The organism is Brevundimonas pishanensis, assembly GCF_022750635.1.
In the GTDB taxonomy this organism is placed as follows: domain Bacteria; phylum Pseudomonadota; class Alphaproteobacteria; order Caulobacterales; family Caulobacteraceae; genus Brevundimonas; species Brevundimonas pishanensis.
This window is the reverse complement of the sequence record NZ_JAJKBG010000006.1, coordinates 1-26,022: the sequence shown is the minus strand read 5'-3', so window position 1 is coordinate 26,022 and position 26,022 is coordinate 1. Positions and strand designations below refer to the sequence as shown.

The window sequence follows — 26,022 nt, the reverse complement described above, 5'->3', positions numbered from 1 at the left end:
CCTTTTACACTGTGTGAACCCTTAGGGTTACACGCGCGGCATCGGAAGTTCCGTCGATAGTGCTGTTCGCCTAATGGCTTTCCGGTTCTTTGACCTCGGGCAGGACCTGATCGAACGCAACGCGGGCCGATTGGCGCAGTCGCACCAGGGCGGCCTTCAAGGCCTCGAAGTCTTCTTCGCCCGCCGACTTTGCCAGCGCCTGCTGGAAACCGGCCGGCTCCTGATCAGGGTCTCCGCGCCCATCGAAGGCACAGGCCATGATCTGCGCTAGATGCTGGTGGTAGCGCCAGGATTCCGCCAGCAGCGGATCGTCCGTCAGCGCCTCTAGGGTCGATACTGTCAGCGCTCCGCGATTGGCGGCATGCATCAGCTGGCGGTACTGGCCGACGAACTCTGCGTCCACCTGCGCGCCCGGGGTCAGCTTCATGTCCCAGAAGCCCTTGGGCCTGCGCTCGCGGTCCATCAGGTCGCGCATCTTGCGGACATCAGCCCCCACATCGACACCCGGTCTCGGACGCCGCAAGACGGCCTCGAGCGTATCGGCGACCTGTTTGGCGAAACGGTCGCTGGTCGCCCACACGACGCGGGCGCGCGTCAGGGCCATGAACTCCCATGTGTCGGCTTCCTGCGCGTAGTATTCTACGAAGCTGTTCAGCCGCACCGACACCGGTCCCTTCGACCCCGTGGGGCGCAGGCGCATGTCGACCTCGTAAAGCCCGCCCTCGGCGGTATGGGCCGACAGGGCCGCGATCAACCGCTGGGTAAAGCGTCCGAAAAAGGTCTCCGCCCCCCAACCCTTGGCATCTGTGACCGCATCGGCGGGTGCGTTGTAAATAGTCATCAGGTCCAGATCGGACCCTGCCGTCATCTCACGCGAGCCGGCCTTGCCCAGCGCCACGACGGCCACTTCGCCGCCCGCAAGCTTGCCGCCCATGCGCTCGGCCTCGGCCAGTGCAGCAGGCGACAGGGCTTTCATACAGCCGTCGGCCAGGGAGGTATTGGTCAGCCCCGCCTGAACCGCCGACGCCCGTCCGGTAATCACGTTCATGCCGATGCGGAACGCCTGCTCGCGTTGCAGGCGGCGCACCACATTCATCGCGTTTTCAAAATCGCCCGCCTCTGCGGCCTCGGCGATCAACTGGTCCACCACGCCCGTGTCCTCGCCCAGTGGGATGAGGAAGCGGGCATCCAGCACGCCATCCAGCGCTTGCGGCTGGCGGCCCAGAATACGCGCCAGACGCGGCGCAAAGGCCATGACGCCCACGACCATCTCGAACAATCGCGGCTGGTTCAGGAACAACGCCTGCACCTGCACGCCTGCCTTCAGTCCAGAGAAGAAGGTGGCAAAGCGACGGAAGGCGGCATCGGGCGCACCGGTTGCGGCCACCGCTTCGAGCAGCCTTGGAGCCAGTCGGGTAAACAGTTCGCGCCCACGCGCCGAGCGGGTGGCGTTGATGTGGCCATGATGCCAGTTTCGGATAGTCTCCGACACGCTGGCGGCCTCGGTAAAGCCCATGCGGGCGAGGGTTTCCAGCGTGCCCGGATCGTTTTCCACGCCGGTGAAAACCAGACTGCCGAAGTCGGACGAAAGCTGCTCGCCTTCACTGAACAGTTCGCCATAGATGCCGTTGACGCTGACCAGCAGTTCTTCGATCCGGCGATCAAACTCGGCTAGATCATCTTCGCCATAAAGGGCGGCCACCTTGGCGCGGGTCTCCGGATCGGCTGGCAGGGCGTGCGTCTGCTCGTCCTGGAGCATTTGCACGCGGTGTTCGAGATCGCGCAGGACCCGATAGGCCGCCTTCAACTGGTCGCAGGTTTGGGGCGTGATGTGACCCGCCTCGGTCAGGGCCTCCAAAGCATCCAGTGTACGGGGCGAGCGCAGTTGAGGATTACGACCGCCGAGGATCAACTGCTGTGTCTGAACGAAGAACTCGATCTCGCGGATGCCGCCGCGCCCAAGCTTGAGGTTCGCCCCTGCAGCTTCAAGGCCTTCGCCGGTCTTATAGGTATGGATCTGTTTCTTGATCGACTGGATATCCAGCACCGCCTGATAATCCAGACTGCGGCGCCAGATGAAGGGCTTGAGCGCCTTGAGGAACTCGGCGCCTTCGGCCTGGTCGCCTGCACAGACCCGCGCCTTGATAAAGGCCGCACGCTCCCAGTTCTGGCCGACGCCTTCGTAGTAGGTCAGGGCCATCGGTGCCGCGACCACCGGCGGCGTTGAGGACGGATCCGGACGCAGGCGCAGGTCCACGCGGAAGACATAGCCATCGGCCGTCCGTTCCGTCAGCAGGGTCGCCAGACCTTGAGCCAAACGGTTGCAGAAATTCTGCGGCTCGACGCTGTCGTCCAGCACACTGGCGACGACTTCGGGATCGTAGAACAGGCTGAGGTCGATGTCGGACGAATAGTTCAACTCGAACGCCCCGCCCTTGCCCATGGCCAGGACAAACAGGCCGGGCACAGGTCCGCGCGGATCATCGGCCGCCGACGTTAGTTTCCCACGGCGACGCCAGCCGGAGGCTGCAGACGCAAGGGCCGCCTGCGCGGCTGCATCAGCAAAGCGGGCAATCGCGCCTGTGACCTGGTCCAACGACCATGCACCGCCCAGATCGGACAGGGCGGTCATCAAATGCAGTTCGGCCTTCAGAAGGCGCAGAGCCGATTTGGTCTCGTCGGGCGGCCCGTCCAGAGCTTCGGTTTCAGCCAGAAGCGCCGCAAGCCTCTCATCCGGCGGGGTCGTCAGCACGCGATGCAAAATAGCGGGCCAGCGACGGGCAATCCCGCCCAAATACTGCGAGGCCGCAAATACCGGAGCCAGTGAGGGCCACGCCGCCTCCAAATCGTCACGCCAGCCAGCCTCGTCGGCCGCTTCCGACAATCTCTCATAGAGGCGCTGGGCGGCGTCCTGATCGGTGACCGGCCCGCAAGGGCTGATGAGATCTATCAGGCGGGAGGCTGTTTCAGTCATTCGGCTTCGGCAGTGTCTTCGGGCGGAGATGCGGGAGGCAGGACCAACGCAACACGAAGTCCCGGCCCGCGTCCATCAAATGCGCCGGGCCCCTCGTCCAGTTCGATCCGGCCACCGTGCGCCTCGGCGACCGCGGTCACCAGCGACAGGCCCAGGCCCGAGCCCGCTTCCGTGCGGCTGCTGTCCAGGCGCACGAACCGTTGCAGCACCCGCTCGCGGTCTTCCTCGGGGATGCCCGGTCCATTGTCGGTGACCGAATATTCGATGGCCCCATCGGAGCGTCGGCGCGCGCGGAACATTACGGCCCCGCCTGCAGGGGTGTATTTGATAGCGTTGTCGATGAGGTTGGCCAGTGCCTGCGCGAGGAAGGGCTGGTTGCCTTCCACGAACAGGTCGCACTCGATCTCGGACTCGAACTCGATGTCCTTCTCTTCGCCCGAATATTCGTAAAGCTCGGCCATGTCGCGCGCCAGAATGGCGGCGTCAAACACCTTGGGATCAGGTGCCCCGCCGGCTTGCAAACGGGCAATCGCCAGAACGGTGTTGAAGGTTTTGAGCAGGCTGTCAGCCTCGCCAAGCGCCAGTTCAAGGGCATCGACGCCGTTGATGCGCCCCGCCTCGGCGTCGATCAGCGCAACTTCCATCTTGGCGCGCATGCGCGTGAGCGGCGAGCGAAGGTCGTGGGCAATGGCATCACCGGCATGGCGGATGGAGGCCATCGAGCCTTCCAGCCGGTCGAGCATGGTGTTCAAGCCTTGGGACAGTTCGTCCAGTTCGTCACCGGAGTTGCGTACAGGAACACGGACCTTCAGGTCGCCCTCCTGCACCGCCGAGACCACGCGGTTCAGGCGGCCCATCGCTCTTTCAACGCGGCGGCTAACGATCAGGCCGCCGCCGATGCCCAAGACCAGCACAAGGATCATGGCCATCCACAGCGCCTGCGTGAGGCGCTCCAGATAGGCTTCAATGTCGCCGATGTCTTCGCCGACAAACAGGTGTTCGCCGCCCGATAGAGGGGTGTCGATGCCGATAGACTGGCGGCGCTGGACGCGCCCCTCGTCATCGGTGACGGTGAGGCGGAAGGTTTCCCACTCGCCGCTGTCCACTCCCGAGGGGATGTCCGAGATATTGGCGGTTACGACCTGGCCCGTCTCGTCGCGCAAACGGTAGAGATATTTGTCACCGCGCAGCGTGCGGTCGATCAGCGTCTGGTTCAGCGCCGTCCGGCCCCGTGTCCGGTAGATACCGATCAGGGTCTCGACCTCGGCGCGGACGCTGGCCTCGGCGCGAGAGCGGGCTTCGGCTGCCGAAGCCATATAGACATAGCTCATCACTGCGCTGGCCGTTGCCACGAACAGGGCAAGGAACAACAGCGTCAGACGGAAGGGCGTTCGCCTGAAGAGTGAGGGCAGCCGCATGGGAGGCGCTTACGCCTCTAGCCGGTACCCCGCGCCGCGCACGGTTTGAAGCATGGCCCGATCAAAGCCCTTGTCGATCTTCGAGCGCAGGCGGCTGATGTGCACATCGATGACGTTGGTCTGAGGGTCGAAGTGGTATTCCCAGACCTTCTCCAGCAGCATGGTGCGGGTCACCGACTGGCCTGCGTGGCGCATCAGGAACTCCAGCAGCTGGAACTCGCGCGGTTGCAGGTCGATGTCCTGACCTTCGCGGCTCACAGTGCGGGCGATCAGGTTCATTTCAAGCTCGCCGACCTTGAGCACGGTCTGCACGCCGCCCGTCTCGCGACGGCGCGACAGGGCTTCAACGCGCGCGATCAGTTCGGCAAAGGCGTAGGGCTTGACCAGATAGTCATCGGCACCGGCCTTGAGGCCGACCACACGGTCTTCGACTTCGCCAAGGGCCGAGAGGAACAGGACGGGGGTCTGGTCCCCACCCTTGCGCAGGGTCTCGACCATGCCGATGCCATCGAGGCGCGGCATCATGCGGTCCACGACATAGACGTCGTACCCACCCTTTTGGGCTTCGAGCAGGCCAAAGGCACCGTCTACGGCGTGGGTGACTTCGTGACCAGCCTCGGACAGCCCGCGTACCATTGCGGTCGCAGCCTCGGCGTCGTCCTCGACAACCAAAATTCGCATGAACCCCTCCAGATTGATATTCGGCGGCAACCTTAACAGATTGCCGCCGAAACCGTGAGTTAAGCCTTCGTCAGGTTTGCACCCAGATTAGGGCACTTTTCACCGTCACTGGTTCTTGGCCAAGGGCAGGACAAGCGAACGGTTCACGCCCTGATAGCGGACCATCAGCAGTACGCTGGGGCGACCCGAACTACGGGCGGCATCGACTGCTGCCCGGAACGATGCAGCATCTGTCACCACGCGGTTATTGGCCCGCAGGATCACCAGACCCGGCGGCATGCCCAGCTTGCCTGCCTCGGAACCGGCCTCGACTGCCGTGACAACCACGCCGCTGACGTCGGCCGGAATGTCATAGCGTTGACGCAGGGCCGAGGTGATACCGGTCACCGTCACGCCCTCGACCACCGTACCCGAGACCGCAGGCGGCGGGGCATCGGGGGATTCCGTACCGTCCATCTGCTGGTTCAGTTCTTCCTCGGACGGGCGACGACCCGCGCGCACATCGACCGTCTGGCGGCGGCCCTCGCGCAGGACTTCGAGACGCAGGCGGTCACCCGGCTTGGCGGCAGCCACGCGGCGGGTCAGGCTGGACGAGCCGTCGACGGCCTCCCCGTTGATCGAGGTCACAATATCTTCTTCCTTGAGGCCTGCCTCGGCGGCAGGCGATCCCGGCGTGATCTGGGCCACAAAGGCACCCTTGGTGTCCGCGCCAAGGCCCAGAGCCTCCTTCACGTCCGGCTGGAGATCGGAGATCTGAACGCCCAGATAGCCGCGCTCGATCTTTTCGCCGCGGATCAGACGGTCGGTGATTTCCTTGGCGGTCTTGGCCGGAATGGCAAAGCCGATGCCAACCGAGCCACCCGACGGCGAGAAGATCGCCGTGTTCACACCGATCACGCGACCATAGATGTCAAACGTCGGACCACCGGAGTTGCCACGGTTGATCGCCGCATCGATCTGCAGGAAGTCGTTGGCGACGCCGCCACCGATTTCACGCGACTTGGCCGAAACGATACCGGCTGTGGCCGTGCCGCCCAGACCGAACGGGTTGCCGACCGCGATAACCCAGTCGCCGACGCGCGGCTCCGAGGATTGCTCGAAGCTGACGAACGGGAAGGCGTCGCCGTCCACCTTGATCACAGCCAGATCGGAGGCTTCGTCACGGCCCACAAGCCGCGCCTTGAAGGTGCGGCCGTCGCTGAGTTTAACGGTGATTTCCTCGGCGTTTGCGACCACGTGGTTATTGGTAACGATGGTGCCGTCAGCCGAGATAAAGAAGCCCGACCCGCTGCCTGGAGCCAGTTGGGTGTCTTCTTCGGACCGCTCCGCGCCGCCACGCTCAGGTGCTGCGAACGGGAAGGGGAAGCCCGGAATCTGGATGGTGCGCGGACGCTGGACCCGCGTCTTGACGTCGATCTGCACCACAGCCGGTGCGACCTGTTCGAAAATATCAGCGAAGCTGAGCGGCGCGCCCTGCGGCGGCGCGAATGCCAGACCCGCCGCACCTGCGGAAGGTGCCAACCGCGTCGCGGATGCGGGCGCTGCCTCGGCAGCTGGCCACTGGATGACGCCACCTGCCGTCGCCGCTGCGGCGAAGGTCAGGCCAACGGCGGCCCCCAGAATGAACTCCTTGCGTTTCAGCATCGTCGTCCTTGCAGTCTACGTTTTGGAATCCGGTGAATTCCACAAACAAGGGATATAGGTGCCCTTGGCTAAAGCCAATGCCTACAATGCAAGAATGGTTCGATACTGACCGAGGTTTTGCCATGTCCCAACTGGGGCAAAACCGCGTCCGCAGATGTCGAGTTTGTTAAGCTTGGCCGCTTTCGTCGTCGGCCTTGATCCATGCGTCGAGTTCGGCCTCCTCGCGCTCGTCCAGCGCGGCCTCTTCCGGCTTGCGTCTTCGTGCGCGCATGAACAAGGCGGTGCCCGCCCCGATAGCCAGCAGGAATGGACCAAGCCACAGCACCAGCGTCCCCCACCGGAAGGGCGGGGTGAACAGCACATAGTCCCCATAGCGACGCACCAGATCGCGACGGATCGCTTCGTCGGACTGGCCCTCGGCGATTTGCTCGCGGACCAGCGCACGCATGTCTGCGGCAATCGCTGCGGGACTGTCGGCAATGGCTTCATGCTGGCAGACGACACAGCGGATATCGGTGAAAAGCTCGCGCGCCCTCGCCTCTTGTGCCGCATCGGCCAGCGGACGATCCGGCCCCACAGCCGGTTCAGCCAAGGCCGTCGTGGCAACCAGCGCCGCAAGCAGACCCAGTGTCAGCATCCGTCTCAAGCCCCGACCTCCTTGCGGCGACGAGCACCCGGCCCTGCCCCCACGCGCAGACGGCGATCCAGAAGCGAGACCAGCCCGCCCAAGGCCATCATCAGCGGCCCAAGGAAGATCAGGCGCGCCCACGGGTTCCAGTAAAGGCGGACGACCCAAGACTGTTCGCCCGCTTCGGTCTGGCCGCGCTCGCCCATCACGACATAGACGTCATCGAGGCCGCGGAAATCCAGACCAACCTCGGTCGTGGTCTGACCACCGGCAGGGAAGAAGCGGCGCTCGGCGGTGACGGTCTTCTCACGGCCCCGTCCGTCAGCGCGAGCCACAGTGAGCTTGCCCTGTTCGGCCAGATAGTTCGGGCCTTCCACGATATTGACTTCGTCCAAGCGGACCTTCCACGGACCGGCGGCAACCTCGCCCTTGAGCGGGAGGGCGCGGGCGGCCTCGACCTTGAAACCGGTTTCCACCACCGCACCCAGAATGAATACGCCAAGGCCGGCATGAGCCAGTGCCATCCCCCACGCGCCCAGCGGCAGGTTGCGCCCACGGCGCAGGGTTTCGGCCAAGGGAGCACGCATGGCGCGCGTGCGTTCTGCGACCTCGAAGATGGCCCCAAGGATCAGCCATAGGCCGAGGCCGATACCCGCCGCTGCGAGGGCCTTCTTTGGATCGAACAACACGAAGGCCAGACCGGCACCCGCCACAGCCAGCAGGGCTGCGAAGCGCAGGCGCTGGAGCGCGCCTTTCAAATCCCCCCGCTTCCACGCAAGGAAGGGACCGGCGGGCAGGATCACACAGGCCACGGCCATCAGCGGCGCAAAGACAGCGTTGAAATAGGGGGGACCGACAGAGATGGTCGCGCCGGTCGTCGCTTCCAGCAGCAACGGATAAAGGGTGCCGAGAAGGACAGTCACTGCCGCCGTGGTCAAGAACAGGTTGTTTAGAACCAGCATACCTTCACGGCTGACCGGAGCGAATGTTGCCATCGAACGGATGGCCGGAGCACGCAGGGCAAACAGGACAAAGGCAGCGCCCGAGGCAATGCCCAAAATGGCCAGCAGCATCATGCCGCGCTCTGGATCAACGGCGAAGGCGTGAACCGAGGTCAGCACCCCCGAACGCACGAGGAAGGCCCCGAGCATCGAGAAGGTGAAGGCCAGAATAGAGAGAAAGACCGTCCATCCCGCCAGCGCGCCGCGACGCTCGGTCACAATGGCACTGTGCAGCAGGGCCGCGCCCGCCAGCCACGGAAGGAAGGACGCGTTCTCGACCGGATCCCAGAACCACCAGCCGCCCCAGCCCAGTTCGTAATAGGCCCAGAAACTGCCCAGACCGATGCCCACAGTCAGCAGCGCCCACGACGCCAGCGCCCATGGACGCACCCAGCGGCCCCATGCCGGATCGACACGCTTTTCAATCAGGGCCGCAACAGCCAGCGAGAAGCAGACCGAGAACCCGACATAGCCCATGTAAAGAAGCGGCGGATGGATGGCCAAGGCCGGATCCTGAAGCAGCGGGTTAAGCGATCGCCCCTGTACCGGGGCTTCCAGCAGTCGGTTGAACGGGTTGGACGTAAAGGCTGCGAACGAGAGGAACATGGTCGACAGCACGGCCTGAACCGCGACCGCCGAGGTCTTCAGGCCAAACGGCAGGCCACGCGACAGACCCAGCACCGCGCCAAACGCGGTCAGCACCAGACACCACAAAAGCAGCGAGCCCTCGTGGTTCCCCCACGCGCCCGCAATCTTGTAGAACATGGGCTTGTCGGTGTGGCTGTTGGCCGCGACGTTCGCGACCGAGAAGTCGGACGTCACATAGGCGAACACCAGCGCCGCAAAAGCCACGACAATAGCCAGTGCAGACGCCAGCATCGCAGCCGAAGCAGCTCCCGCGATGACCGGACGACGCTGAATACGGCCCCACGTCGCCATGACAGCGCCCAGAACGCTGAGCACCAGCGACAGAATAAGAGCAAAACTACCGAGTTCGACGATCACGCGATCAGTTCCCCGTCACAGCGGCATCGCCCGCTTCCGGTCGCCATTCGCCCTTTTCCTTCAGGCGGTCGGAAACTTCGCGCGGCATGTAGGTTTCGTCGTGCTTGGCCAGAACTTGCGTCGCTTCAAAGGTGCGGTCCGGATTGAACCGGCCTTGAGCGACAATCCCCTGCCCCTCGCGGAACAGGTCCGGCAGATCCCCTTTGAAATGAACGATGGCCGAGGCGGCGTTGTCGGTCACACTGAAGCGCACCGAGCCGTCGTCGCTTTTGACCACACTGCCCGTTTCGACCAGCCCGCCCAGACGGATCATCTGCCCGGTCGGCACCTTCTCAACCGTCACTTCGGACGGCGAGAAGAAGAAGGTCACATTGTCCTTCATCGCCCACAGCGACAGGCCGACCGCCAGCGCCAGCACGGGCGCAGCGGCAATCACCACCCACAGGCGGCGACGGGCTTTAGGGGATTTGGGAAGCCAGCTCATAGGACGCACACGGCACTGTCAGATTTAAAACGCAAGGCGGTCACGACTTGTCCCCCTTGGCGCGCGCTTCGGCCAGAAGCTGCTCAAGTTCGGGGCGACGCGGATCGTTCGGCTCCAGCACACGCAGGATAGGCCCCCACATGCGCTCGCCCTCGGCCACATCTCCGCGAGCCAGCGCAGCCTCTCCAAGGAAGTAGCGGGCGCCCAACTGATTTGCGTCACGCTTCACCGCCTCGCGGAAGGCGGCCTCGGCGTCGGCACCGATGCGGCCCTCGCTGGTCCGCACCAGGCTTTCACCCAGACGCGCCCAGTTCTGGGCATTGTCGGGGGCGATGGCGAGGGCGCGGCGGAAAGCCGAGGCAGCCCCGACTGCGTCACCGGCCTCGAAGCGGGCCGCCCCCAGCATGGAAAGCGCCATAACATCGTCGGGCTTTTCACGAACCACTGCATTCATGACCGCAGCCACCTGAGCCGGTTCAAGGGCCTCTGGCTTTGCGGCCCATTCGGCCACGCGCTTTTGATAGGGTTGATCCAGCATGCCGGGGCGGCCGATGCCGAAATAAAGCGCCAAGGCTACTGCCGCTGTCGCGCCGACACCGACGAGAACCCAAAGTCCGTCGCGGGCACCGACGCTCAGCGCGCCTTCCGCACGGCGGGCGGCCAGAATGCGCCGCCCCGCCTCTGCACGTGCCGATTTCCATCCGGCTTCGTCCAACAGACCACGGGCCTTCATCCGGTCCAGTTCCGCCAGTTCGCGGGCACCGGACAGGCGGTCAGTTTCGGTCTCGCTCATGCCGGAGATGTGGCCCGCGCCACGGCGCGCACCCGTCAGAACCAGCAGGGCGGCCAAGGCCGTCAGGGCGGCGGTCAGGATCCAAAAGATCGTCATGCCCGTCGCTGTAGCGGATCACGCCTGACGAAGCGAGACACCCGGTGCCGCACCCAGACTGGCAAGACGTCGTCTGACGGTACGTGCGGCGTCTTTCGCGCCCGCCAGTTGCAGCAGATCGACCATCACCTGAAGGCGGCGGCGGGCGATACGGCCCCCGTCTGCGGCGTCGGCACGGTGCAGGCGATCCAGCGCTTCGCCGGACCAGTTCGATATGCGGCCTGTCAGACCCTCGACCGTCTGGCGACGTTCGGACTCGCACCCCATCACGGCGGCGGGACCGCGCGCGGTTGATAGCAGGCCCACCAAAAGCCTCGCCCTTTCGACCTGCGCATCGTCCAGAACCGCAACCAGATGCGGCACGGCACGGGTCATCCGGCCCACCAGGGTCGTTTTTTCCTGAGGCAACAGGGCATCGACCGCCTTGTCCGCCATCTGGAAACGTTCGGTCAGGGCGACCGACACGCGCATTTTCTGGTGGCGCAGTGTGCGGGCCCAGACACTGTCCGGTCGCGGCGATACGACAACCTCGAACTCGTTCAGCGCCGAGGCCAGCCAGTGCAGCCGGTCACGGAAGGCCAGAACGCCTTGTGCCCCTTCGGCCAGATCAAATGCGGCCACAGCATCTGCGCGGTCGACGATGCCCTTGATGACCCGCTCGACGAACGGCGCGAACGTCCCGTGCGCCAAGGTCGTTGACGGCGTCCCCAGCGCCGCTGCGTGCGACGCCAGTCTCAGCACCTGCAAGCCCTCGCGCAGATGGGCGAAATAGACCTCCATCAGGCAATCCAGCCCGTCATCGCCGATGGCGGCGGCCTGACGGAAGGCCAACTTCATCTCTGCGGCCTGTTCGGAGCCAATACGGCCCTGCCAATCAGGCAGTCGTCGCACAGTTGTCCGCGCAATACCGGCGACGTCCATAATACGGGCCAATGTCATTCGGGCCTGTGGCGTACCACCGGGCCAGATCTTCAACCCGTGGTCGCGTATAGCGGCCGCTGCCGTGTTGCACAGGCGGTCGGCAATCATGCGGGACAGGTCGTCGTCGCGGTCCAATTGCGGCAACAGTTCCGGCTCGTTGCGCTTGGCCGCCCGCCACAGGTCGCCCAGCAATCGCGGCGGGAGAGTAAAAGCTTCCAGCCCGTCCTGACGCGCACGGAACAGGGGCAGAATTGGCTGAAAGACCAGATCGCGGCGCTGACGGTCCTGAAGCTCCTCGGCCATCATTTGGCGCACGGCTTCGGCGCGCGGGCCCGACATCGCCGCCACAGCCAGTTCAAGCTGGGACAGGATGGTGTCGGGACAACGCGCGATTACCTCGGTCAGGGCAGCCCTGTGTGCGGAGGTCAGTTCCGCCATGAAGAGGTTCCGGTCGGCTCCTTCGGGTCGGGAAGTATCCACCTAACCATGCACTGTTGTCCGTTAACGTGGTGTTCCCGGAAAGGAAATCAGGCGTCGGCGGCGGGTAGGTCCAGCATGACTTTCAGCCCCCCCATTTCGCTGGAACCCAGCGTCAGGCGGCCGCCATACGCGCGCACCAGTTCATCCACGATGGACAGACCAAGGCCCGTGCCGGGGGTGTCTTCGTCCATGCGGGTGCCGCGTTTCAGGGCGGCGTCACGCTGCTCTTCGGGGATGCCCGGACCATCGTCCTCGACCACCACGACCATCTGGCCGGGGATGGAGGGACCGGCGAGCACGCGCACGCGTCGCTTGCTCCACTTGCCCGCGTTCTCGATCAGGTTGCCGAAGATTTCCTGCAGGTCCTGACGCTCGCCACGGAAAGCCAGATCGTCCGGCGCGCGCCAGTCGATCTCCAGACCTTTCTCATCGAACACACGCTCGATCATCACGGCAAGTTCGTCGATCACATCACCGACCGGCGTGCTTTCGCCCAGACCATGGGCAGCGCGTGCAGCAGCGCGGGCGCGGCGCAGGTGATGCTCGACCTGATCGCGCATGATGCGGGCCTGACGGCGCACAATATCGGGTAGAGCGCCTTGTTGATTGCCCGCCTCGGCCAGCATGACGGCCAGTGGCGTCTTCAAGGCATGCGCCAGATTGCCGACATGGGTGCGCTGACGTTCGACCGTTTCCTGCGAATGCTCCAGCAGCAGGTTGACCTGATCGGCCAGCGGCTGGATTTCGCGCGGATAGGTGCCCTGCACACGGTTCGAGCGGCCTTTGTGGACGTCGGCAATGGAGTGATCGAGATCATACAGCGGGCGCAGACCAATGCGGACCTGAACGAACACAGCCAGCACCAGCCCCAAGCCCAGCAGCACCAGTGCCAGCCACGTCACCGTAGCAAACTGGCGAGTATCGGCATCGACATCGGTGCGATCCACGCCGGCAAAGAAGACCACCGGCTGGTCGCGTCCGGGCAAGGTCTTGATGCTGGCGGCGATGCGCAGGGGCTCGCCCTTGGGGCCATAGTCGGCGCTATAGCTGACGGTCTGGCCAAAAGCCCCTTTCAGCCGCTCGACGAGACCAGGCTCGTATTCCAGCACCGAGCCGCCGAGGGAGTCCGAGCCTGCCACGACAGACAGTTCGCCGCTCGCGTCCGGCTCTGCCACCATCCAGTATTTACCGGACAGCAGACGCTCGGTGCGGGCATCACGGATTTCGCCGATGAAAATCTGCCCTTCAGGGGTGATGCTGGATGCAACGACGACTTCGTCGATTGTCTCGTTCAGCGTGCTGCCCAAACGGCGGAAAGCCGATTCCTGAAACACCGATGTAAGGACAATCCCCGTCACGATCAGCGCCAACCCAATCCATCCGGCAGCCAGCCAGATCAGCCGCCGCGTCAGCGAACGGCTGGGGCGCAGTTCCCAGCGCATAGGCCTGGTATTGTCGTTGGACGGTTCAGGAACCGCGATGTCGTCCACGGACGCTCACTCAGCCCTGATCGCTCTCGCCGGCCAGCGGCGACAGGCGGTAGCCCAGACCGCGTACGGTCTCGATGCGGTCCGGGCCGATTTTCTTGCGCAGACGGCCGACAAAGACCTCGATGGTATTGGAATCGCGGTCGAAGTCCTGATCGTAAAGATGCTCGACCAGTTCGGTACGGCTGATCACACGGCCCTGATGCATCATCAGGTAGTGCAGCAGGCGGTATTCCAGCGACGTCAGGCGCAGCGGCTCACCGTTCACAGTCGCACGGGCTGCGCGCGGATCAAGGCGCAGACCACCGCACGACAGCGTCGAGGTGGCATGACCTGCCGAACGGCGCAGAAGCGCGCGCAGACGGGCGAGCAGTTCCTCGGTGTGGAAAGGCTTGGTCAGATAGTCGTCGGCACCGGCATCAAAGCCCGACACCTTGTCCGACCAAGCCGCGCGGGCCGTCAGAATCAGAACAGGCGTGGTCTTGCCCTCGCGGCGCCAGCGCTCCAGCACGGACACGCCGTCGATCTTGGGCAGGCCAAGGTCCAGCACCACAACGTCGTAAGGCTCGGTGTCTCCGAGGAACCATGCCTCTTCGCCATCCGGCGCATGGTCCACAGCGTAGCCAGCGTCGGACAGCGCAGCCTTCAGCTGACGCGACAGATCAACATCGTCCTCGACCAGCAGTACACGCATGGGTCATTTCACCTTGGAAGTGTAGAAAATCAGTCGCCGCGAGGACGACCCGAACGGCCGTCTACCTCAATGTCCGAGACGCGGCCACCGGGGTATTCCCAGCGCACGGTATAGTCGTCACCGCGCTCGCGCATACCCAGCATGCGGCCCGGTCGGCCATTCTGGACCTGACGGGCAACGTCGCCGGGGTTGGCGCGGCGGTCATTGGAAGGGCGGCGGTCGTCACCGCGGGACGGGCCACGGCGATCATCCGGACGATCATGGCGACGGTTGTCGCGTTGTTCATAGCGATCCCGATCGCGGTCGCGCGACTGGGCAGCCGCATCCGTTACCGGAACTACGGCGATCAGGGCAGCCATCAGAAGGGCACGAGAGAACATCATGGGCATCTGTTTAAAGCCGCGCCTCTGAACAGGGGCTGAACACAAAGTTTAAGCAACTTTGGCCCAGATCGCCTGCGCAGACGTCAGCGCCTAGCCCGACATTAGACTGAAACACCGGCCAGCGCCAACCGCCACTATCCCAGACCGGTAAGGTGACGCGACAGAGTCACATTAACAGCGCGATCTCCTGTCGGCCCTTCATTACAGCGGCCAAGGTAAAGATGAACCGCGCCTGACCCGCACTGTTCAGCTTCGGCTCAGCCTGACCCTGCTTTTATGGCCATACCGCGAAGAAGGCCGGTGCCAACCGAGCGGGTGCTTTTGAAAGGAGTTCCACATGAGCAAGTTCAAAACGATCCTGATCCCGGTCATGGCTGTTGCTGCATTCGCCACCGCCATGCCTGCTGCCGCTTCGGCCCAGGCTTATGGCCGTGCCCCGCATGCTGCGCCGACGGTCGCCCTGAACAGCCTGGTCAACCGCAAGGCCACGCTTGAAGTCCGTGTGGACCGCGCCATGGCCCAGCGCCGTCTGGACGTCCGCGACGGTCGTGACCTGAAGCGCGAGCTGGCTTCGATCGAGCGCCAAATCCGCATCGATATGCGTGGCGGCCTGCAACGCGCCGAGCGTAACCAGCTGGAGCGTCGCCTCGACCAGATCGAGCGCAAGCTGGAGCGCGAACTGCGTCAGGACCACCGCGGTCCGGGCCGTCGCTGAATCTAGAGACTTGATGTCGGGATAAACTTCCCGCCAGTGTCCCGACGTCAAACAAAGGGCGCGGTTTCCCCCGGAACCGCGCCCTTTTCGTATTCTATCGATCTTGAACCGTCAGTTCCGGCCATCGCGTCTTCAGCTTGGCGATGATTGCATCCCAGCCCTTGGCCTTGCCGCGCTTCGGTGTGGGGCGGATGACCATGTCAAAGACATCGGACAGGCCATAGGATGCGAGCACACTGATGCTGTCGTCAGCCTCCAGACGCACACCCACCGCGAAGGCGGGCGCGACGAAGCGTGCGGGGGCGTCATCGGTGCAGGACAGCGGCGCAAAATCCTCGCCGAACTTTTGCGGGGCCCAGAGATGCACGCGGGCCTGATTGCGCACCTCGACCTGCGATCTGAGCGGCTCCTCAAAGGAATCGGCCACGCGCTTGATCCAGACGTCTTCGGCATCCCAAGAGGTGTCAGGGTCAAAGTAGCCGATGTCATAATCCTTGACGCCGAAGCCGACAGGGCGGCCCGTCAGGTCATTCCACACGCCCTGATAAACGGCCCCTGAAAACAGACGCCAGTCCGGAAGGTCCAGATCGCGGACCGTGCGCAGGACCTGCATCAGGTTGGGGTCGCGGCGCACGATTTCGACGAGGCGTGCCTCGCGCTCGGCTTCGGTCATCGCCGCGCTCATTTGCGAACAGGCCAGCCGTGATCCAGCGGGCCGTGACCACCGCCCAGACCCGGAGCCCGACGGATCGCCTCGGCGACATAGGCCCAGGCCTCGGCCACCGCGACATGGACGGGCAGCCCCTTTGCCAGACCGGCCGAGCAGGCACTGGCCAAGGTGCAGCCTGTGCCGTGGGTATGACGGGTATCGACGCGTTCACTTTCGAGGACCGTCTCGCCGTGCTCGGTCATCAGCAGGTCGATGACTGTGTCGCCCTCGACGTGGCCGCCCTTCATCAGAACGGCCTTGGCCCCCATACGCAAAAGCGCCTCGCCGCCCCGACGCTGTCCGTCGAGGTCGCGAATTTCCAGACCCGTCAGCGCTTCGGCCTCCGGCGCATTGGGGGTCAGCAAAGTCGCACGCGGGACCATAAGCCGCTTCACCGCATCCACCGCCAGATCGGGCAGCAGCGGGTGACCGCCCTTGGCGATCATCACCGGATCAACCACCGTCGGGGCCTGCGCCTCATCCAGCAGGAGGGCGACGGTTTCGACCACATCCACAGTGCCCAGCATGCCGGTTTTTACCGCGTCGGTCCCGATGTCTTCGAGTACGCAGCGAGCCTGTGCCGCGATGACGCCCAGCGGCACGGGATAGACGCCGTGAACGCCCAGTGTGTTTTGCACCGTGATCGCCGTTACTGCCGTCGCGGCATAGCCGCCCAGCATGGTGATCGCCTTGATGTCGGCCTGAATGCCTGCGCCACCACCGGAATCCGATCCGGCGATCACCAGCACGCGGCCTTTGGCCCCGCCATGGAATTCCATGCTCACGCCGCCGCTCCGGAGAAGAGTTTCAAGCCGACAATGCCGCACACGATTAACAGAATGCACACGGCGCGCACTGCGGTTGCCGGCTCCTGATAGATCGCTACGCCCACAATGGCAGCGCCGACCGCGCCAATGCCGGTCCATACGGCATAGGCGGTGCCAACCGGCAGCTTTTGCGTTGCGGCCCAAAGACCGACCATCGAGGCGGCCAACGCCAGCGCCACGCCCAGAGAAATCAGCGGACGCTGCACGCCCACATATTTCACGCCGGACGCCCAAAGGACTTCGAACATACCCGCCACGATAAGGACGAGCCACGGATTGAGAGAGAGCAACCAGGACATAGGCGGGTGATGCTCTATCCGGACGACGAGAGCAAGGTTCGGCGCAGGCCCTGCCCTAGCTGCCCAGAGGACCGCGAAAGATGAACCATGCCCCCAGAGCGATGAATCCAAAGCCGACCAGATGGTTGATTGTCAGCTTTTCACCGAGATAAAGCACCGAGAAGCCGGCGAAGATCGCGAGGGTTATCACCTCCTGCATCGTCTTCAGTTCAGCCGCCGAATAGACCGTGTGGCCGATGCGGTTGGCCGGGACCGCCAGCCAGTATTCGAAAAAGGCTATACCCCAGCTCACAATGACCGCAATCCACAAGGGTTTGGGCTCGCCCTTCAGGTGGCCGTACCACGCAAAGGTCATGAACAGGTTCGAGACGGCCAACAAAAGGATCGGCGCGATATAGGGAGAGACGCCGAACATCAGCGAGCCTCCTCGCACGAGCGGATCGCGGCCCGAACCTTCAAAGCCTGAACCGTTTCGCGCACGTCGTGCACCCGCACCATCATGGCACCGCGATTGACCGCCTCCAGATGCAGCGCGAGCGAACCGCCCAGCCGATCATTTGCGGACGCAGCGGCAGGGTCTATTTCCGCAATCATGCGCTTGCGGCTAGCGGCATAGAGGACCGGATATCCAAGATCGCAAATCTGGCCGAGGTCGGCGGTCAGTTGAAGATTGTGCGCCGTCGTCTTGGCAAAGCCGATGCCCGGATCCAGCCAGATACTGTCGGGCGAAACACCCGCCTCGATGGCGATCTCGGCACAGGCCGTCAGGTGAGCCATGACCTCGGCAGTAACATCCTCATAGGACGGAGCGGCCTGCATCGTCTTGGGGTCGCCCAGCATATGCATCAAGATGATCTCTACCCCCAGTTCGGCGGCGACGGCGGGGCTGTCGGCACTGAAACCCAGGGCGGTCACATCGTTCCACACCGTGGCACCGGCGGCGACTGCAGCGCGCGCCACTTCGGGCTTCATGGTGTCGATGCTGATGACGCCATCCCATTCTTTGCGAAGGGCGCTGATGACCGGCACTACGCGGGCGATTTCCTGCTCGACGCTCACGGCATCGGCCCCGGGGCGTGTGCTCTCACCTCCGATGTCCAGCACATCGGCACCGTCAGAAATCAGTTGTCGGGCGTGCGACAGCGCCGCTTCGGGCCCGTCGTACTGGCCACCATCGGAAAAGCTGTCCGGCGTTACATTGACGATTCCCATGACCAGCGGGTGCCGACGGGTTTGCAGGCAGTGTTTCAACAGGCCGTTCAGGCTCATCAAGGGTCGGCTCCATCAACGGGCGGCGTCAGGATTTGACTTTTACACCGCCGAGCATCAGCCTCTAGCCGTTATGAAACGGTTCGTCAGCCAAGCTCGACGCCTCACACACGCGGGTCGCCGCGTCGAAGGCCTCTAACCCGTAGCGGTTCACCGCGCTGATGTATCAGCGGGGCCCCGCTGCGGGGTTCGTCGCTGTACGTTCCTGACTTTTCCGACAATCAAATCTCTGGGGCGCTGAAGCTGCGTCCACTGCCAGTGCGCGGGTTTGGTCAGGGCGTCTTCCCATTTCTCTCCAAAACGGAGCCGTGTCATGCCCGTCGCCGATGATGCGAAATGCGCCCGATGTGGCCGCTCGCACCCGGACATCCAAAAATGTGTCGAGCCTGTCCAGTTGCCGATGGCCGAGGTCATCCCGTTCAGGGCGCGCAACGCCACGCCAGCCCCCCGCCTTACCCCCGACGATCCTGACGGCCCCAGTGCCGCCTGAGCATTCCAAACCCAAGAGTAAAACCATGACCAAACCCCGTACCAACCCCCAACCGCCGCCTTCGATCTTCATCAGCGCTTCCGATTTTGACGCGCTGGAGCGTCTTGTCGGCGACCTGCCCGGATCGGGACCGGCTGGCCTGCTTCAGGCGGAGCTTGATCGCGCCGAGGTGGTGGATGAGGACGACATGCCCAAGGGCGTCGTGGGTCTGGACCGCTGGGTCCATTTTACGGACGGCGCAGCGCAGGACGTGCGGCGCGTTTGTCTGGTGCTGCCGAAATCGGCGGACATCGACGCGGGCCGGATTTCGGTCCTGTCATTCGTCGGCGCAGGCCTGTTGGGGCTGCGCGAAGGAGAAACAATCGCCTGGCCGACCCCCTCAGGCGAAATGCGCAACCTGTCCGTCATTATGGTTGAAGACCGCGATCTGGTAGCGGAACTGCAGCCCTAATGCTTGCATAAAAAGACTGACTGTGAGAACCCCATCCCTTGAGGGTGCTTTGGCGCACTATTCGATGGACGACCCCCTTTGATCGAATAGTGTTAGCCGGGCGATTAAACACAAGGGATGGGGCATGAGTGTTTTCGAAGGCGCAGGGGATGTACGCCCCGGTTACGAGCTTCCTGTAGAGGTCCTCGCATCATGGCTCGAAGACAACGCCCAGGGTTTTAAGGGACCCATTAAACTCAGCCAGTTCAAGGGTGGACAGTCCAATCCCACCTACCGGATGGATACGCCCTCGGGGGCTTATGTCCTGCGCCGCAAGCCGTCAGGGGCAATCCTGAAAGGGGCCCATGCGGTCGAGCGCGAGTTCCGGGTTATCTCGGGTCTGGCCAAGGCAGGTTTTCCCGTCGCCCGTGCCGTCGCCCTGTGCGAGCACGAAGCTGTCATCGGCAGCGTTTTTTACGTGATGGAGTTGGTCGAGGGCCGGATCTTCTGGAACCCTACCCTTCCCGACCTGACGCCCGAGCAGCGCGCTGCCCATTTCGATGCGCTAAACGCCACCATCGCCAAGCTTCACAGCATTGATCCCGATACTATTGGCCTCGGCGACTATGGCCGTCCCGGCAATTTCTTCGCGCGCCAGATCGAGCGCTGGTCCAAGCAATATCTGGCCGACGAGTTGGCCGGACGGGATCCGAACATGGACCGCCTCATCGAATGGCTACCGGCCAATATGCCGGCAGACGATGGAGCCTCCTCGATCATCCACGGCGACTACCGTGCCGATAACCTGATCTTTGCCGCGGACGGTCCGACGGTGCGCGCTGTGCTAGACTGGGAGCTGTCCACTCTCGGGCATCCGATGGGCGATTTCACCTACCATATGATGATGTACCGCCTGCCGCCGCACATGATCGGCGGCTTCGCGGGCGCAGACCTTGAGGCCCTCGGCATCCCGACCGAGGTCGACTACCTCAAGGCCTATTGCGACCGGACCGGACGCGCAGTCCCGACTGAGGAGGAACTGCGTTTCTACTTCGCCTTCAACATGTTCCGCTTCGCCGCCATCTTCCACGGCATCAAGGGCCGGCTGCTGCGCGGCAGCGCCGCGTCCGAGCACGCCCAGACCATGGCCGACAACTTCCCCGACCTCGCCGCCCTCGCATGGGCACAAACCGGAGTAGCCGCATGAACGCCAAAGAAGCAAAGTGCGATCTGGAGCGTGGCCGCGAAATCGCCGCCCGCGTCGAAACCTTCGTGCGCGAAACCATCATCCCGTATGAAAAAGACCTTCGCGCAGAGGCCCACGGCCCGACCGACGAACTGGTCAATGAAATGCGCCAAAAGGCCCGCGCCGCAGGTGTCTTGACCCCGCATATACCGGGTGGGACGGAACACGTCTCGCACCGCTCGACCTCACTGATCCTGCAGGCTGCGGGCCTGTCCCCGCTCGGGCCTGTGGCACTCAACGTCATGGCCCCTGACGAGGGCAACATGTACATGCTGGGACAGGTCGCCAGCGACGCCCAAAAGGATCACTTCCTCAAGCCAATGATCGCGGGCACGGTTCGCTCGGCCTTCTTCATGACCGAGCCTGCTGTCGACGGTGGGGCCGGTGCCGACCCGTCGATGATCCAGACCACGGCTGTGAGCGAGGGCGACCATTGGGTCATCAATGGCCGCAAAGCTTTTATCACCGGCGCGGTGGGAGCCTCAGTCGGCATCATCATGGCCAGAACCGATGCCGGTGATGGCAAGCTGGCCGCGACCATGTTCCTGATCGACCTGCCCGATCCCGCCATCACGGTCGAGCGCGTGCTGGAGACGATCGACAGCTCCATGCCGGGCGGTCATTCCATCCTCAAGATCGACAACCTGCGGGTCGACGATAGCGCCATCCTGGGCGAGCCGCATCAAGGCTTCAAATACGCACAAGTGCGCCTCGCCCCGGCGCGTCTGACCCACTGCATGCGCTGGCTGGGTGCCTGCAAACGGGCCCACGAAATCGCCTCGGCCTATGCCGTGAAGCGCCACGCCTTCGGCAAGCCGCTGATCGACCACGAAGGCGTCGGCTTCATGCTGGCCGAAAACATGATCGAGTTGAAGCAGGCCGAGTTGATGATCGACTGGTGTGCCGGCATCCTCGACACCGGAATGCTGGGCACGACCGAAAGCTCGATGGCCAAGGTCGCGGTCTCGGAGGCTCTGTTCCGTATCGTCGACCGCTGCGTGCAGGTCATGGGCGGCACCGGCGTATCGGGTGACACCCCCGTCGAGCAGATTTTCCGCGAGATTCGGGCCTTCCGCATCTACGATGGCCCCACCGAGGTCCACAAATGGAGCCTCGCCAAGAAGATCAAACGCGAAGTGCTGGCGGGGCAATAGCCTCGCCGCCGCGTAGATATCGCGCCTTAACCGACTGATTGACAATGCGTCATGCGCCACCCCTAATCCCGATGTGGTCGGGAGGGGTTATTCAGCATGTCCGAGGCGTTCGCACAGGTGACACCGTCATGAGCGGGCCGCTGGATGGAATAAGGGTGATCGAGGTCGCGGGGCTTGGCCCCGGTCCGTTCTGCGCCATGATGCTGGCCGACCACGGGGCCGAGGTGATCCGGATCGAGCGGCCGGATGCACCCTTTGACGCCACCGACCCGCTTCTGCGCTCGCGCACCGTATTGGGCATGGACCTCAAGAAGGACGAGGACCGCGAGCGTTTTCGCATCCTCTGCCAACACGCGGATGCCCTGATCGAAGGGTTTCGGCCCGGGGTAATGGAACGGCTGGGGCTGGGTCCGGAGGTATTGCTCGCGGACAATCCCAAGCTGATCTACGGGCGTATGACCGGATGGGGCCAAAGCGGACCGCTGGCCCAGAAGGCGGGACACGATATCAACTATATCGCTCTCTCCGGTGCCCTGGGCATGTGCGGTCGCAGCGATGGAAAGCCGACGCCGCCCGCCAATCTGGTTGGTGATTTTGGCGGGGGCGGCATGATGCTGGCCTTCGGCATCGTCTCGGCCTTGTTGGCGGTCAAAAACGGGGCCACAGGACAGGTGATCGATGCCGCCATGACAGATGGCTCGGCCCTGTTGACGTCAATGATGTGGGGCTTCCTCGCCAAGGGGTTCTGGGCGGACAAGCGCGGCGTGAACATCCTCGATTCCGGCGCGCCCTTCTACGACACCTATGAGACTGCTGACGCGGGATATATTTCGCTCGGCTCCATCGAGCCGCAGTTCTACGGTCGGTTGCTCCAGTGCGCCGGTCTGGCCGACGATCCGCTGTTCGCCAACCAGATGAACCCGTCGGACTGGGCCGCCCAAAAAGTCCGGCTAGCCAGCGTGTTTGCCAGCAAGACCCGCGCCGAATGGGAGGAAGTATTCGCCTCCGCGGACGCCTGTTTTGCACCGGTCATGTCCATGGCGGAGGCCTTGATCCATCCGCACAATCAGGCGCGGAAGACCTTCATCGAGGTGGGCGGCGTCGCTCAGCCTGCGCCCGCCCCGCGCTACTCTTCGACCATTTGCGACGATCCGCTCCCGCCCTCTCCCCAACGACCTGATACTGCGGAGTTTATCGCCTCGCTGATCAGGCAGTCCGACCGCGTACAGGGTTAGACGACGCCGCCATGAAATCCGACGGGGCCAAGATATCCTCGCGTACAAGGCTTCTTCAGGCCGCCGCCGCCCTGATGACAGAGCGCGGCTCGATTGAAATTTCACTGAGCGAGATTGCCCAGAAGTCGCAACTGAACGGCGCTGGTGAAATACTATTTCGGCAGCAAAAACGGGCTTTTGCTTGAGCTTGTGACGGACATTCTGGGCCGCGCCATCGTTCAGATGGAAGAACTGGCCGAGATGGACCTAGATCCTGTCGAGAAGCTGAAACTGCATATCAAAGGGATCATCACGGTCTATTTCCGCTATCCCTTTGTGAACCGGCTCATCCACTCCATGTTCCAGACGCAGGAGACGGCCAAGGCGGTCGCCGAGGCGATTTCCATCCCGCTGGCGGCGACGCAAAAACGCCTGCTGGACGAAGCGATGGCCAAGGGGCTGATCCGGGAAATCGACCCGATGCTCTTTTACTTCATCGTCCTTGGTGCCTGCGACCATCTGTTCTTCGCGCAGCCCATATTGCACCACTGCTTTGGCGTCGAGCGGATCGATGACGATCTACGCCGACGCTATGCCGACACTGTGCTGAACATGGTCCTGTCAGGCCTTCTCATCGATAAAGACGGAGCAAGAGCGAGTGTCGTGATAAGGTTGGGTGCCTCTCGACCCGCTTAGCCAACCCGTCAGCGGCTTGCGCTCGATACGCATCCCAGACATAGTCCGGTTATAAAAGTTACTCAGCCAGAGCCGATCAAACGGCCCGTGCTGCAGCCGGGGAAGCTATTGAGTATGACCGCCTATATCGTTGACGCCGTTCGCACTCCGCGTGGTAAAGCGCGCCCCGAGGGCGGACTGGCTGCGCTCAAGCCCCAAGAGCTGATCAGTGCCCTCGTCGATGCCATGGAGGCTCGCGGCCATGCCCCGCGCGCCGCCGAAGGGCTCATTTTGGGCAGTGTCGGGCAGGTGGGCGCACAAGGCGGACACATCGCACTTGTGTCCAAACTTTTTGCAGGGCTCGACGATGCCGCCTTTGCCTTCAGTTTGAACAACTACTGCACCTCCGGCCTGACAGCCGTGTCGCAGGCAGCCGCAATGATCGCGTCCGGCCAAGCCTCTACGGTTCTGGCGGGTGGCGTCGAGATGATGTCCCGCGTGCCCTTCATGGCCGACAAGGCTGACTATTACACCGACAACACTCTCGAGCCGCGTGCCCGCTTCATCCCGGTGGCCGTTGCCGCAGATCGTCTTGCTGAGGATATCGATATGGAACGCGAGGCGCTTGATGCGGTCACCTTGCGATCCCAACGACTTTGCGCAGCCGCCGAGGGCACGCTGCTGGTCGCTTCGCGCATTGCGGTCAATGGCCTTGATAAAGAAGAGGCCGCGCGCGCCAAGACCACGGCCGAGTTCCTCGCCAGCTTGCCCGCCGCCTTTGCCCCCTTGGCAGAGCCCTACGCCGAGGCGCTGGAAAACCGGAAAATCGATTTCCGCCATACCATCGGCCACGCTCCCCCGATGACTGATGGTGCGGGGCTTGTGCTGGTGTCAGACAAGGCGGCGGGCGCTCGCGCTCGCATCGTGGGGTCTGTCGACCTCGGCGGCGATCCCAAGGCCTCGTTGACCGCAGGGTTCGACGCCATGGAGCGCGTACTTGCCAAGGCTGGTCTCGCTTTGGGCGACATGGACCGGATCGAATTCATGGAGGCCTTCTCTGTCGTGATCGCTAAATTCCTGCGTGATTACGAAGTCGACGCGGACCGCGTGAACGTCGGAGGCGGCCATTTGGCCAAGGGGCATCCGATGGGGGCAACCGGCGCAATCCTGCTTTCTGCCCTGCTGGACGCGCTGGATGCATGCGATGGACGCTATGGGTTGGTGGTCGCGACCGGTGCCCAGGGTGTCGGCTCCGCCATGATCGTCGAGCGCCTGCCTGCATAACGATTTCAGCGCCTACCGTCCCCGTTCTCAGGATTCGATAGCTTGCCCGCATCCCTACCGTTTAAAATGCGCCTGCCGGTGATCGCCGCTCCAATGTTCCTGATTTCGGGTCCGGAACTGGTGATTGCGGCGTGCAAAGCCGGGATCGGCGGTGCCTTTCCCACGCCCAATTGCCGAACTGCTGCAGAACTCGATGCGTGGATGGGTCAGATCACTGACGCGCTGGCGCCGTCCGATGGTCCATGGGCGGCCAATCTGATCACTCACTCGACCAATAAGGGACTGGCCGACGATCTGGCCTTGATCGCCCAATACAGGCCTCCGGTCGTGATCACCGCCCTTGGGTCCCCTAAACCCGTCATGGAAACCGTAAAGGCCTATGGCGGGCTGGTCTTTGCCGATGTCACAAGCCTCGGCCTCGCCCGCAAGGCGGCGGATGCAGGCGTCGATGGGATGGCCTGTATCAGCGCGGGCGCAGGCGGGCATACAGGACATCTAAGTCCCTTCGCCTTCATCTCGGCAGTCCGGCAGTTTTTTGATGGCTACATTGCTGTCGGGGGTGGGATAGCAGACGGCGCAGGTGTGGCCGGCGCAGTCGCTGCTGGTGCGGACTTTGTCTATATGGGAACCCGGTTCCTTGCAGCCTCCGAGAGCCGCGCACAGGACGCCTATAAAGACATGGTGGTCTCTAGTGGCCCTGATGACTTGATCGTCTCCAACGCCATCACCGGCACGAATGCATCGTGGCTAAAGCCCAGCCTCATCGCGGCCGGACTGGATCCCGACGCGCTCACAGCGCCAACGGCGCGTGACTATAATAGCGGCAGCGCACAGAAGCGTTGGAAGGACCTATGGGCCGCGGGCCAGGGCCTCCAAACCATCGACAGAGTCATGCCGACTTCCCAGATCGTAGCCCGCCTGGAAGCCGAATACCGAGATGCCGCAGGACGGTTTACCGCTCTCACAGCCCGAGCGTGAGACAGCAAAAAGCCCCGCTGTTTGGCGGGGCTTTTTTGGGTGC

The 26,022-nt window shown here is 63.5% G+C and carries 27 protein-coding genes; 10 read left to right on the top strand and 17 right to left on the bottom strand.

Going from position 1 to position 26,022, the window contains the following annotated elements:
• Positions 1-70: 70 nt before the first annotated feature.
• From LOX95_RS11960 to LOX95_RS11905, 12 genes are all read right to left on the bottom strand, one after another.
• Entirely contained in the window at positions 71-2,974 is a 2,904-nt protein-coding gene (locus tag LOX95_RS11960; RefSeq protein ID WP_242914913.1) for a bifunctional [glutamine synthetase] adenylyltransferase/[glutamine synthetase]-adenylyl-L-tyrosine phosphorylase, read from the bottom strand.
• Complete coding sequence (locus LOX95_RS11955) at positions 2,971-4,392, bottom strand: sensor histidine kinase (protein ID WP_242914911.1); 1,422 nt, start codon at positions 4,390-4,392, stop codon at positions 2,971-2,973. Before LOX95_RS11955 ends, LOX95_RS11960 begins: the two co-directional genes overlap by 4 nt.
• A 9-nt stretch (positions 4,393-4,401) precedes the next feature.
• A complete protein-coding gene (locus tag LOX95_RS11950) occupies positions 4,402-5,073 on the bottom strand; it encodes a response regulator transcription factor (protein WP_242914909.1) in 672 nt (223 codons plus the stop codon).
• A 105-nt stretch (positions 5,074-5,178) separates the two neighbouring features.
• Positions 5,179-6,717, bottom strand: coding sequence for a Do family serine endopeptidase (locus LOX95_RS11945; RefSeq protein ID WP_242914908.1), 1,539 nt, complete (start codon positions 6,715-6,717; stop codon positions 5,179-5,181).
• 166 nt (positions 6,718-6,883) lie between these two features.
• Positions 6,884-7,354 carry a cytochrome c-type biogenesis protein gene (locus tag LOX95_RS11940; protein WP_242915130.1) on the bottom strand — a complete coding sequence of 157 codons (471 nt, stop codon included), beginning with the start codon at positions 7,352-7,354 and terminating at the stop codon, positions 6,884-6,886.
• A 5-nt stretch (positions 7,355-7,359) separates the two neighbouring features.
• Complete coding sequence (locus tag LOX95_RS11935) at positions 7,360-9,351, bottom strand: heme lyase CcmF/NrfE family subunit (RefSeq protein WP_242914906.1); 1,992 nt, start codon at positions 9,349-9,351, stop codon at positions 7,360-7,362.
• A gap of 4 nt (positions 9,352-9,355) precedes the next feature.
• The gene (gene ccmE / locus LOX95_RS11930; protein WP_242914904.1) at positions 9,356-9,835 is read right to left on the bottom strand and encodes a cytochrome c maturation protein CcmE; all 480 of its coding nucleotides are present in this window, start codon (positions 9,833-9,835) and stop codon (positions 9,356-9,358) included.
• A 40-nt stretch (positions 9,836-9,875) separates the two neighbouring features.
• A complete protein-coding gene (gene ccmI, locus LOX95_RS11925; RefSeq protein ID WP_242914902.1) occupies positions 9,876-10,724 on the bottom strand; it encodes a c-type cytochrome biogenesis protein CcmI in 849 nt (282 codons plus the stop codon).
• An 18-nt stretch (positions 10,725-10,742) separates the two neighbouring features.
• Entirely contained in the window at positions 10,743-12,083 is a 1,341-nt protein-coding gene (locus tag LOX95_RS11920; protein WP_242914900.1) for a hypothetical protein, read from the bottom strand.
• 89 nt (positions 12,084-12,172) lie between these two features.
• On the bottom strand, positions 12,173-13,567 hold the full coding sequence (locus tag LOX95_RS11915; RefSeq protein ID WP_242915128.1) for a sensor histidine kinase: 1,395 nt from the start codon (positions 13,565-13,567) through the stop codon (positions 12,173-12,175).
• Between the two features lie 58 nt (positions 13,568-13,625).
• Positions 13,626-14,306, bottom strand: coding sequence for a response regulator transcription factor (locus LOX95_RS11910; RefSeq protein WP_242914898.1), 681 nt, complete (start codon positions 14,304-14,306; stop codon positions 13,626-13,628).
• A 29-nt stretch (positions 14,307-14,335) separates the two neighbouring features.
• On the bottom strand, positions 14,336-14,689 hold the full coding sequence (locus LOX95_RS11905) for a hypothetical protein (protein ID WP_242914896.1): 354 nt from the start codon (positions 14,687-14,689) through the stop codon (positions 14,336-14,338).
• A gap of 337 nt (positions 14,690-15,026) precedes the next feature.
• Between LOX95_RS11905 and LOX95_RS11900 the strand changes: the two genes are divergently transcribed.
• A complete protein-coding gene (locus LOX95_RS11900) occupies positions 15,027-15,404 on the top strand; it encodes a hypothetical protein (RefSeq protein ID WP_242914894.1) in 378 nt (125 codons plus the stop codon).
• A 94-nt stretch (positions 15,405-15,498) separates the two neighbouring features.
• Here the strand turns inward: LOX95_RS11900 and LOX95_RS11895 are convergent, their stop codons facing one another.
• From LOX95_RS11895 to folP, 5 genes are read right to left on the bottom strand one after another with little or no spacing between them, the layout of a single operon-like run.
• On the bottom strand, positions 15,499-16,089 hold the full coding sequence (locus LOX95_RS11895) for a nucleotidyltransferase family protein (RefSeq protein ID WP_427846589.1): 591 nt from the start codon (positions 16,087-16,089) through the stop codon (positions 15,499-15,501).
• Positions 16,086-16,892 (bottom strand): bifunctional hydroxymethylpyrimidine kinase/phosphomethylpyrimidine kinase, encoded by an 807-nt coding sequence (gene thiD, locus LOX95_RS11890; protein WP_242915124.1) that lies wholly within the window; start codon positions 16,890-16,892, stop codon positions 16,086-16,088. The genes LOX95_RS11895 and thiD overlap by 4 nt, the downstream gene beginning before the upstream one ends.
• 2 nt (positions 16,893-16,894) lie before the next feature.
• Positions 16,895-17,239: a DMT family transporter gene (locus tag LOX95_RS11885; RefSeq protein WP_242914892.1), complete on the bottom strand. Its 345-nt coding sequence runs from the start codon at positions 17,237-17,239 to the stop codon at positions 16,895-16,897.
• 55 nt (positions 17,240-17,294) lie between these two features.
• Positions 17,295-17,654 carry a DMT family protein gene (locus tag LOX95_RS11880; protein WP_242914890.1) on the bottom strand — a complete coding sequence of 120 codons (360 nt, stop codon included), beginning with the start codon at positions 17,652-17,654 and terminating at the stop codon, positions 17,295-17,297.
• Positions 17,654-18,508, bottom strand: a complete 855-nt coding sequence (gene folP, locus LOX95_RS11875) for a dihydropteroate synthase (protein WP_242914889.1) — start codon at positions 18,506-18,508, stop codon at positions 17,654-17,656. Before folP ends, LOX95_RS11880 begins: the two co-directional genes overlap by 1 nt.
• A gap of 313 nt (positions 18,509-18,821) precedes the next feature.
• Here folP and LOX95_RS11870 point away from each other — a divergent pair, with 313 nt between their 5' ends.
• From LOX95_RS11870 to LOX95_RS11830, 9 genes are all read left to right on the top strand, one after another.
• Positions 18,822-18,998, top strand: coding sequence for a hypothetical protein (locus LOX95_RS11870; protein WP_242914887.1), 177 nt, complete (start codon positions 18,822-18,824; stop codon positions 18,996-18,998).
• A gap of 25 nt (positions 18,999-19,023) precedes the next feature.
• The gene (locus tag LOX95_RS11865) at positions 19,024-19,449 is read left to right on the top strand and encodes a GreA/GreB family elongation factor (RefSeq protein ID WP_242914885.1); all 426 of its coding nucleotides are present in this window, start codon (positions 19,024-19,026) and stop codon (positions 19,447-19,449) included.
• Positions 19,450-19,573: 124 nt separating this feature from the next.
• On the top strand, positions 19,574-20,635 hold the full coding sequence (locus tag LOX95_RS11860) for a phosphotransferase (RefSeq protein ID WP_242914883.1): 1,062 nt from the start codon (positions 19,574-19,576) through the stop codon (positions 20,633-20,635).
• Positions 20,632-21,828 (top strand): acyl-CoA dehydrogenase family protein, encoded by a 1,197-nt coding sequence (locus LOX95_RS11855; protein ID WP_242914881.1) that lies wholly within the window; start codon positions 20,632-20,634, stop codon positions 21,826-21,828. The genes LOX95_RS11860 and LOX95_RS11855 overlap by 4 nt, the downstream gene beginning before the upstream one ends.
• Positions 21,829-21,956: 128 nt before the next feature.
• The gene (locus tag LOX95_RS11850; protein ID WP_242914879.1) at positions 21,957-23,063 is read left to right on the top strand and encodes a CaiB/BaiF CoA transferase family protein; all 1,107 of its coding nucleotides are present in this window, start codon (positions 21,957-21,959) and stop codon (positions 23,061-23,063) included.
• Between the two features lie 11 nt (positions 23,064-23,074).
• On the top strand, positions 23,075-23,248 hold the full coding sequence (locus LOX95_RS11845; protein ID WP_242914877.1) for a hypothetical protein: 174 nt from the start codon (positions 23,075-23,077) through the stop codon (positions 23,246-23,248).
• Entirely contained in the window at positions 23,241-23,738 is a 498-nt protein-coding gene (locus LOX95_RS11840; RefSeq protein ID WP_242914875.1) for a hypothetical protein, read from the top strand. Before LOX95_RS11845 ends, LOX95_RS11840 begins: the two co-directional genes overlap by 8 nt.
• A gap of 114 nt (positions 23,739-23,852) precedes the next feature.
• Positions 23,853-25,001 (top strand): thiolase family protein, encoded by a 1,149-nt coding sequence (locus tag LOX95_RS11835; protein WP_242914873.1) that lies wholly within the window; start codon positions 23,853-23,855, stop codon positions 24,999-25,001.
• Positions 25,002-25,043: 42 nt separating this feature from the next.
• Positions 25,044-25,979, top strand: coding sequence for an NAD(P)H-dependent flavin oxidoreductase (locus tag LOX95_RS11830; protein ID WP_242914871.1), 936 nt, complete (start codon positions 25,044-25,046; stop codon positions 25,977-25,979).
• Positions 25,980-26,022 lie beyond the last annotated feature (43 nt).

Excerpts from the sequence above, each read along its gene's own strand:
- LOX95_RS11940 (WP_242915130.1), bottom strand. The coding sequence starts at position 7,354 with ATGCTGACACTGGGTCTGCTTGCGGCGCTGGTTGCCACGACGGCCTTG.
- folP (WP_242914889.1), bottom strand. The coding sequence starts at position 18,508 with ATGAGCCTGAACGGCCTGTTGAAACACTGCCTGCAAACCCGTCGGCAC.
- ccmE (WP_242914904.1), bottom strand. The coding sequence starts at position 9,835 with ATGAGCTGGCTTCCCAAATCCCCTAAAGCCCGTCGCCGCCTGTGGGTG.
- LOX95_RS11895 (WP_427846589.1), bottom strand. The coding sequence starts at position 16,089 with ATGAGCGCGGCGATGACCGAAGCCGAGCGCGAGGCACGCCTCGTCGAA.
- LOX95_RS11865 (WP_242914885.1), top strand. The coding sequence starts at position 19,024 with ATGACCAAACCCCGTACCAACCCCCAACCGCCGCCTTCGATCTTCATC.
- LOX95_RS11905 (WP_242914896.1), bottom strand. The coding sequence starts at position 14,689 with ATGATGTTCTCTCGTGCCCTTCTGATGGCTGCCCTGATCGCCGTAGTT.
- ccmI (WP_242914902.1), bottom strand. The coding sequence starts at position 10,724 with ATGACGATCTTTTGGATCCTGACCGCCGCCCTGACGGCCTTGGCCGCC.
- LOX95_RS11960 (WP_242914913.1), bottom strand. The coding sequence starts at position 2,974 with ATGACTGAAACAGCCTCCCGCCTGATAGATCTCATCAGCCCTTGCGGG.
- LOX95_RS11870 (WP_242914887.1), top strand. The coding sequence starts at position 18,822 with ATGCCCGTCGCCGATGATGCGAAATGCGCCCGATGTGGCCGCTCGCAC.
- LOX95_RS11850 (WP_242914879.1), top strand. The coding sequence starts at position 21,957 with ATGAGCGGGCCGCTGGATGGAATAAGGGTGATCGAGGTCGCGGGGCTT.
- LOX95_RS11855 (WP_242914881.1), top strand. The coding sequence starts at position 20,632 with ATGAACGCCAAAGAAGCAAAGTGCGATCTGGAGCGTGGCCGCGAAATC.
- LOX95_RS11955 (WP_242914911.1), bottom strand. The coding sequence starts at position 4,392 with ATGCGGCTGCCCTCACTCTTCAGGCGAACGCCCTTCCGTCTGACGCTG.
- LOX95_RS11915 (WP_242915128.1), bottom strand. The coding sequence starts at position 13,567 with ATGCGCTGGGAACTGCGCCCCAGCCGTTCGCTGACGCGGCGGCTGATC.
- LOX95_RS11860 (WP_242914883.1), top strand. The coding sequence starts at position 19,574 with ATGAGTGTTTTCGAAGGCGCAGGGGATGTACGCCCCGGTTACGAGCTT.
- thiD (WP_242915124.1), bottom strand. The coding sequence starts at position 16,892 with ATGGAATTCCATGGCGGGGCCAAAGGCCGCGTGCTGGTGATCGCCGGA.
- LOX95_RS11950 (WP_242914909.1), bottom strand. The coding sequence starts at position 5,073 with ATGCGAATTTTGGTTGTCGAGGACGACGCCGAGGCTGCGACCGCAATG.
- LOX95_RS11845 (WP_242914877.1), top strand. The coding sequence starts at position 23,075 with ATGAAATCCGACGGGGCCAAGATATCCTCGCGTACAAGGCTTCTTCAG.
- LOX95_RS11910 (WP_242914898.1), bottom strand. The coding sequence starts at position 14,306 with ATGCGTGTACTGCTGGTCGAGGACGATGTTGATCTGTCGCGTCAGCTG.
- LOX95_RS11885 (WP_242914892.1), bottom strand. The coding sequence starts at position 17,239 with ATGTCCTGGTTGCTCTCTCTCAATCCGTGGCTCGTCCTTATCGTGGCG.
- LOX95_RS11880 (WP_242914890.1), bottom strand. The coding sequence starts at position 17,654 with ATGTTCGGCGTCTCTCCCTATATCGCGCCGATCCTTTTGTTGGCCGTC.
- LOX95_RS11835 (WP_242914873.1), top strand. The coding sequence starts at position 23,853 with ATGACCGCCTATATCGTTGACGCCGTTCGCACTCCGCGTGGTAAAGCG.
- LOX95_RS11900 (WP_242914894.1), top strand. The coding sequence starts at position 15,027 with ATGAGCAAGTTCAAAACGATCCTGATCCCGGTCATGGCTGTTGCTGCA.
- LOX95_RS11920 (WP_242914900.1), bottom strand. The coding sequence starts at position 12,083 with ATGGCGGAACTGACCTCCGCACACAGGGCTGCCCTGACCGAGGTAATC.
- LOX95_RS11945 (WP_242914908.1), bottom strand. The coding sequence starts at position 6,717 with ATGCTGAAACGCAAGGAGTTCATTCTGGGGGCCGCCGTTGGCCTGACC.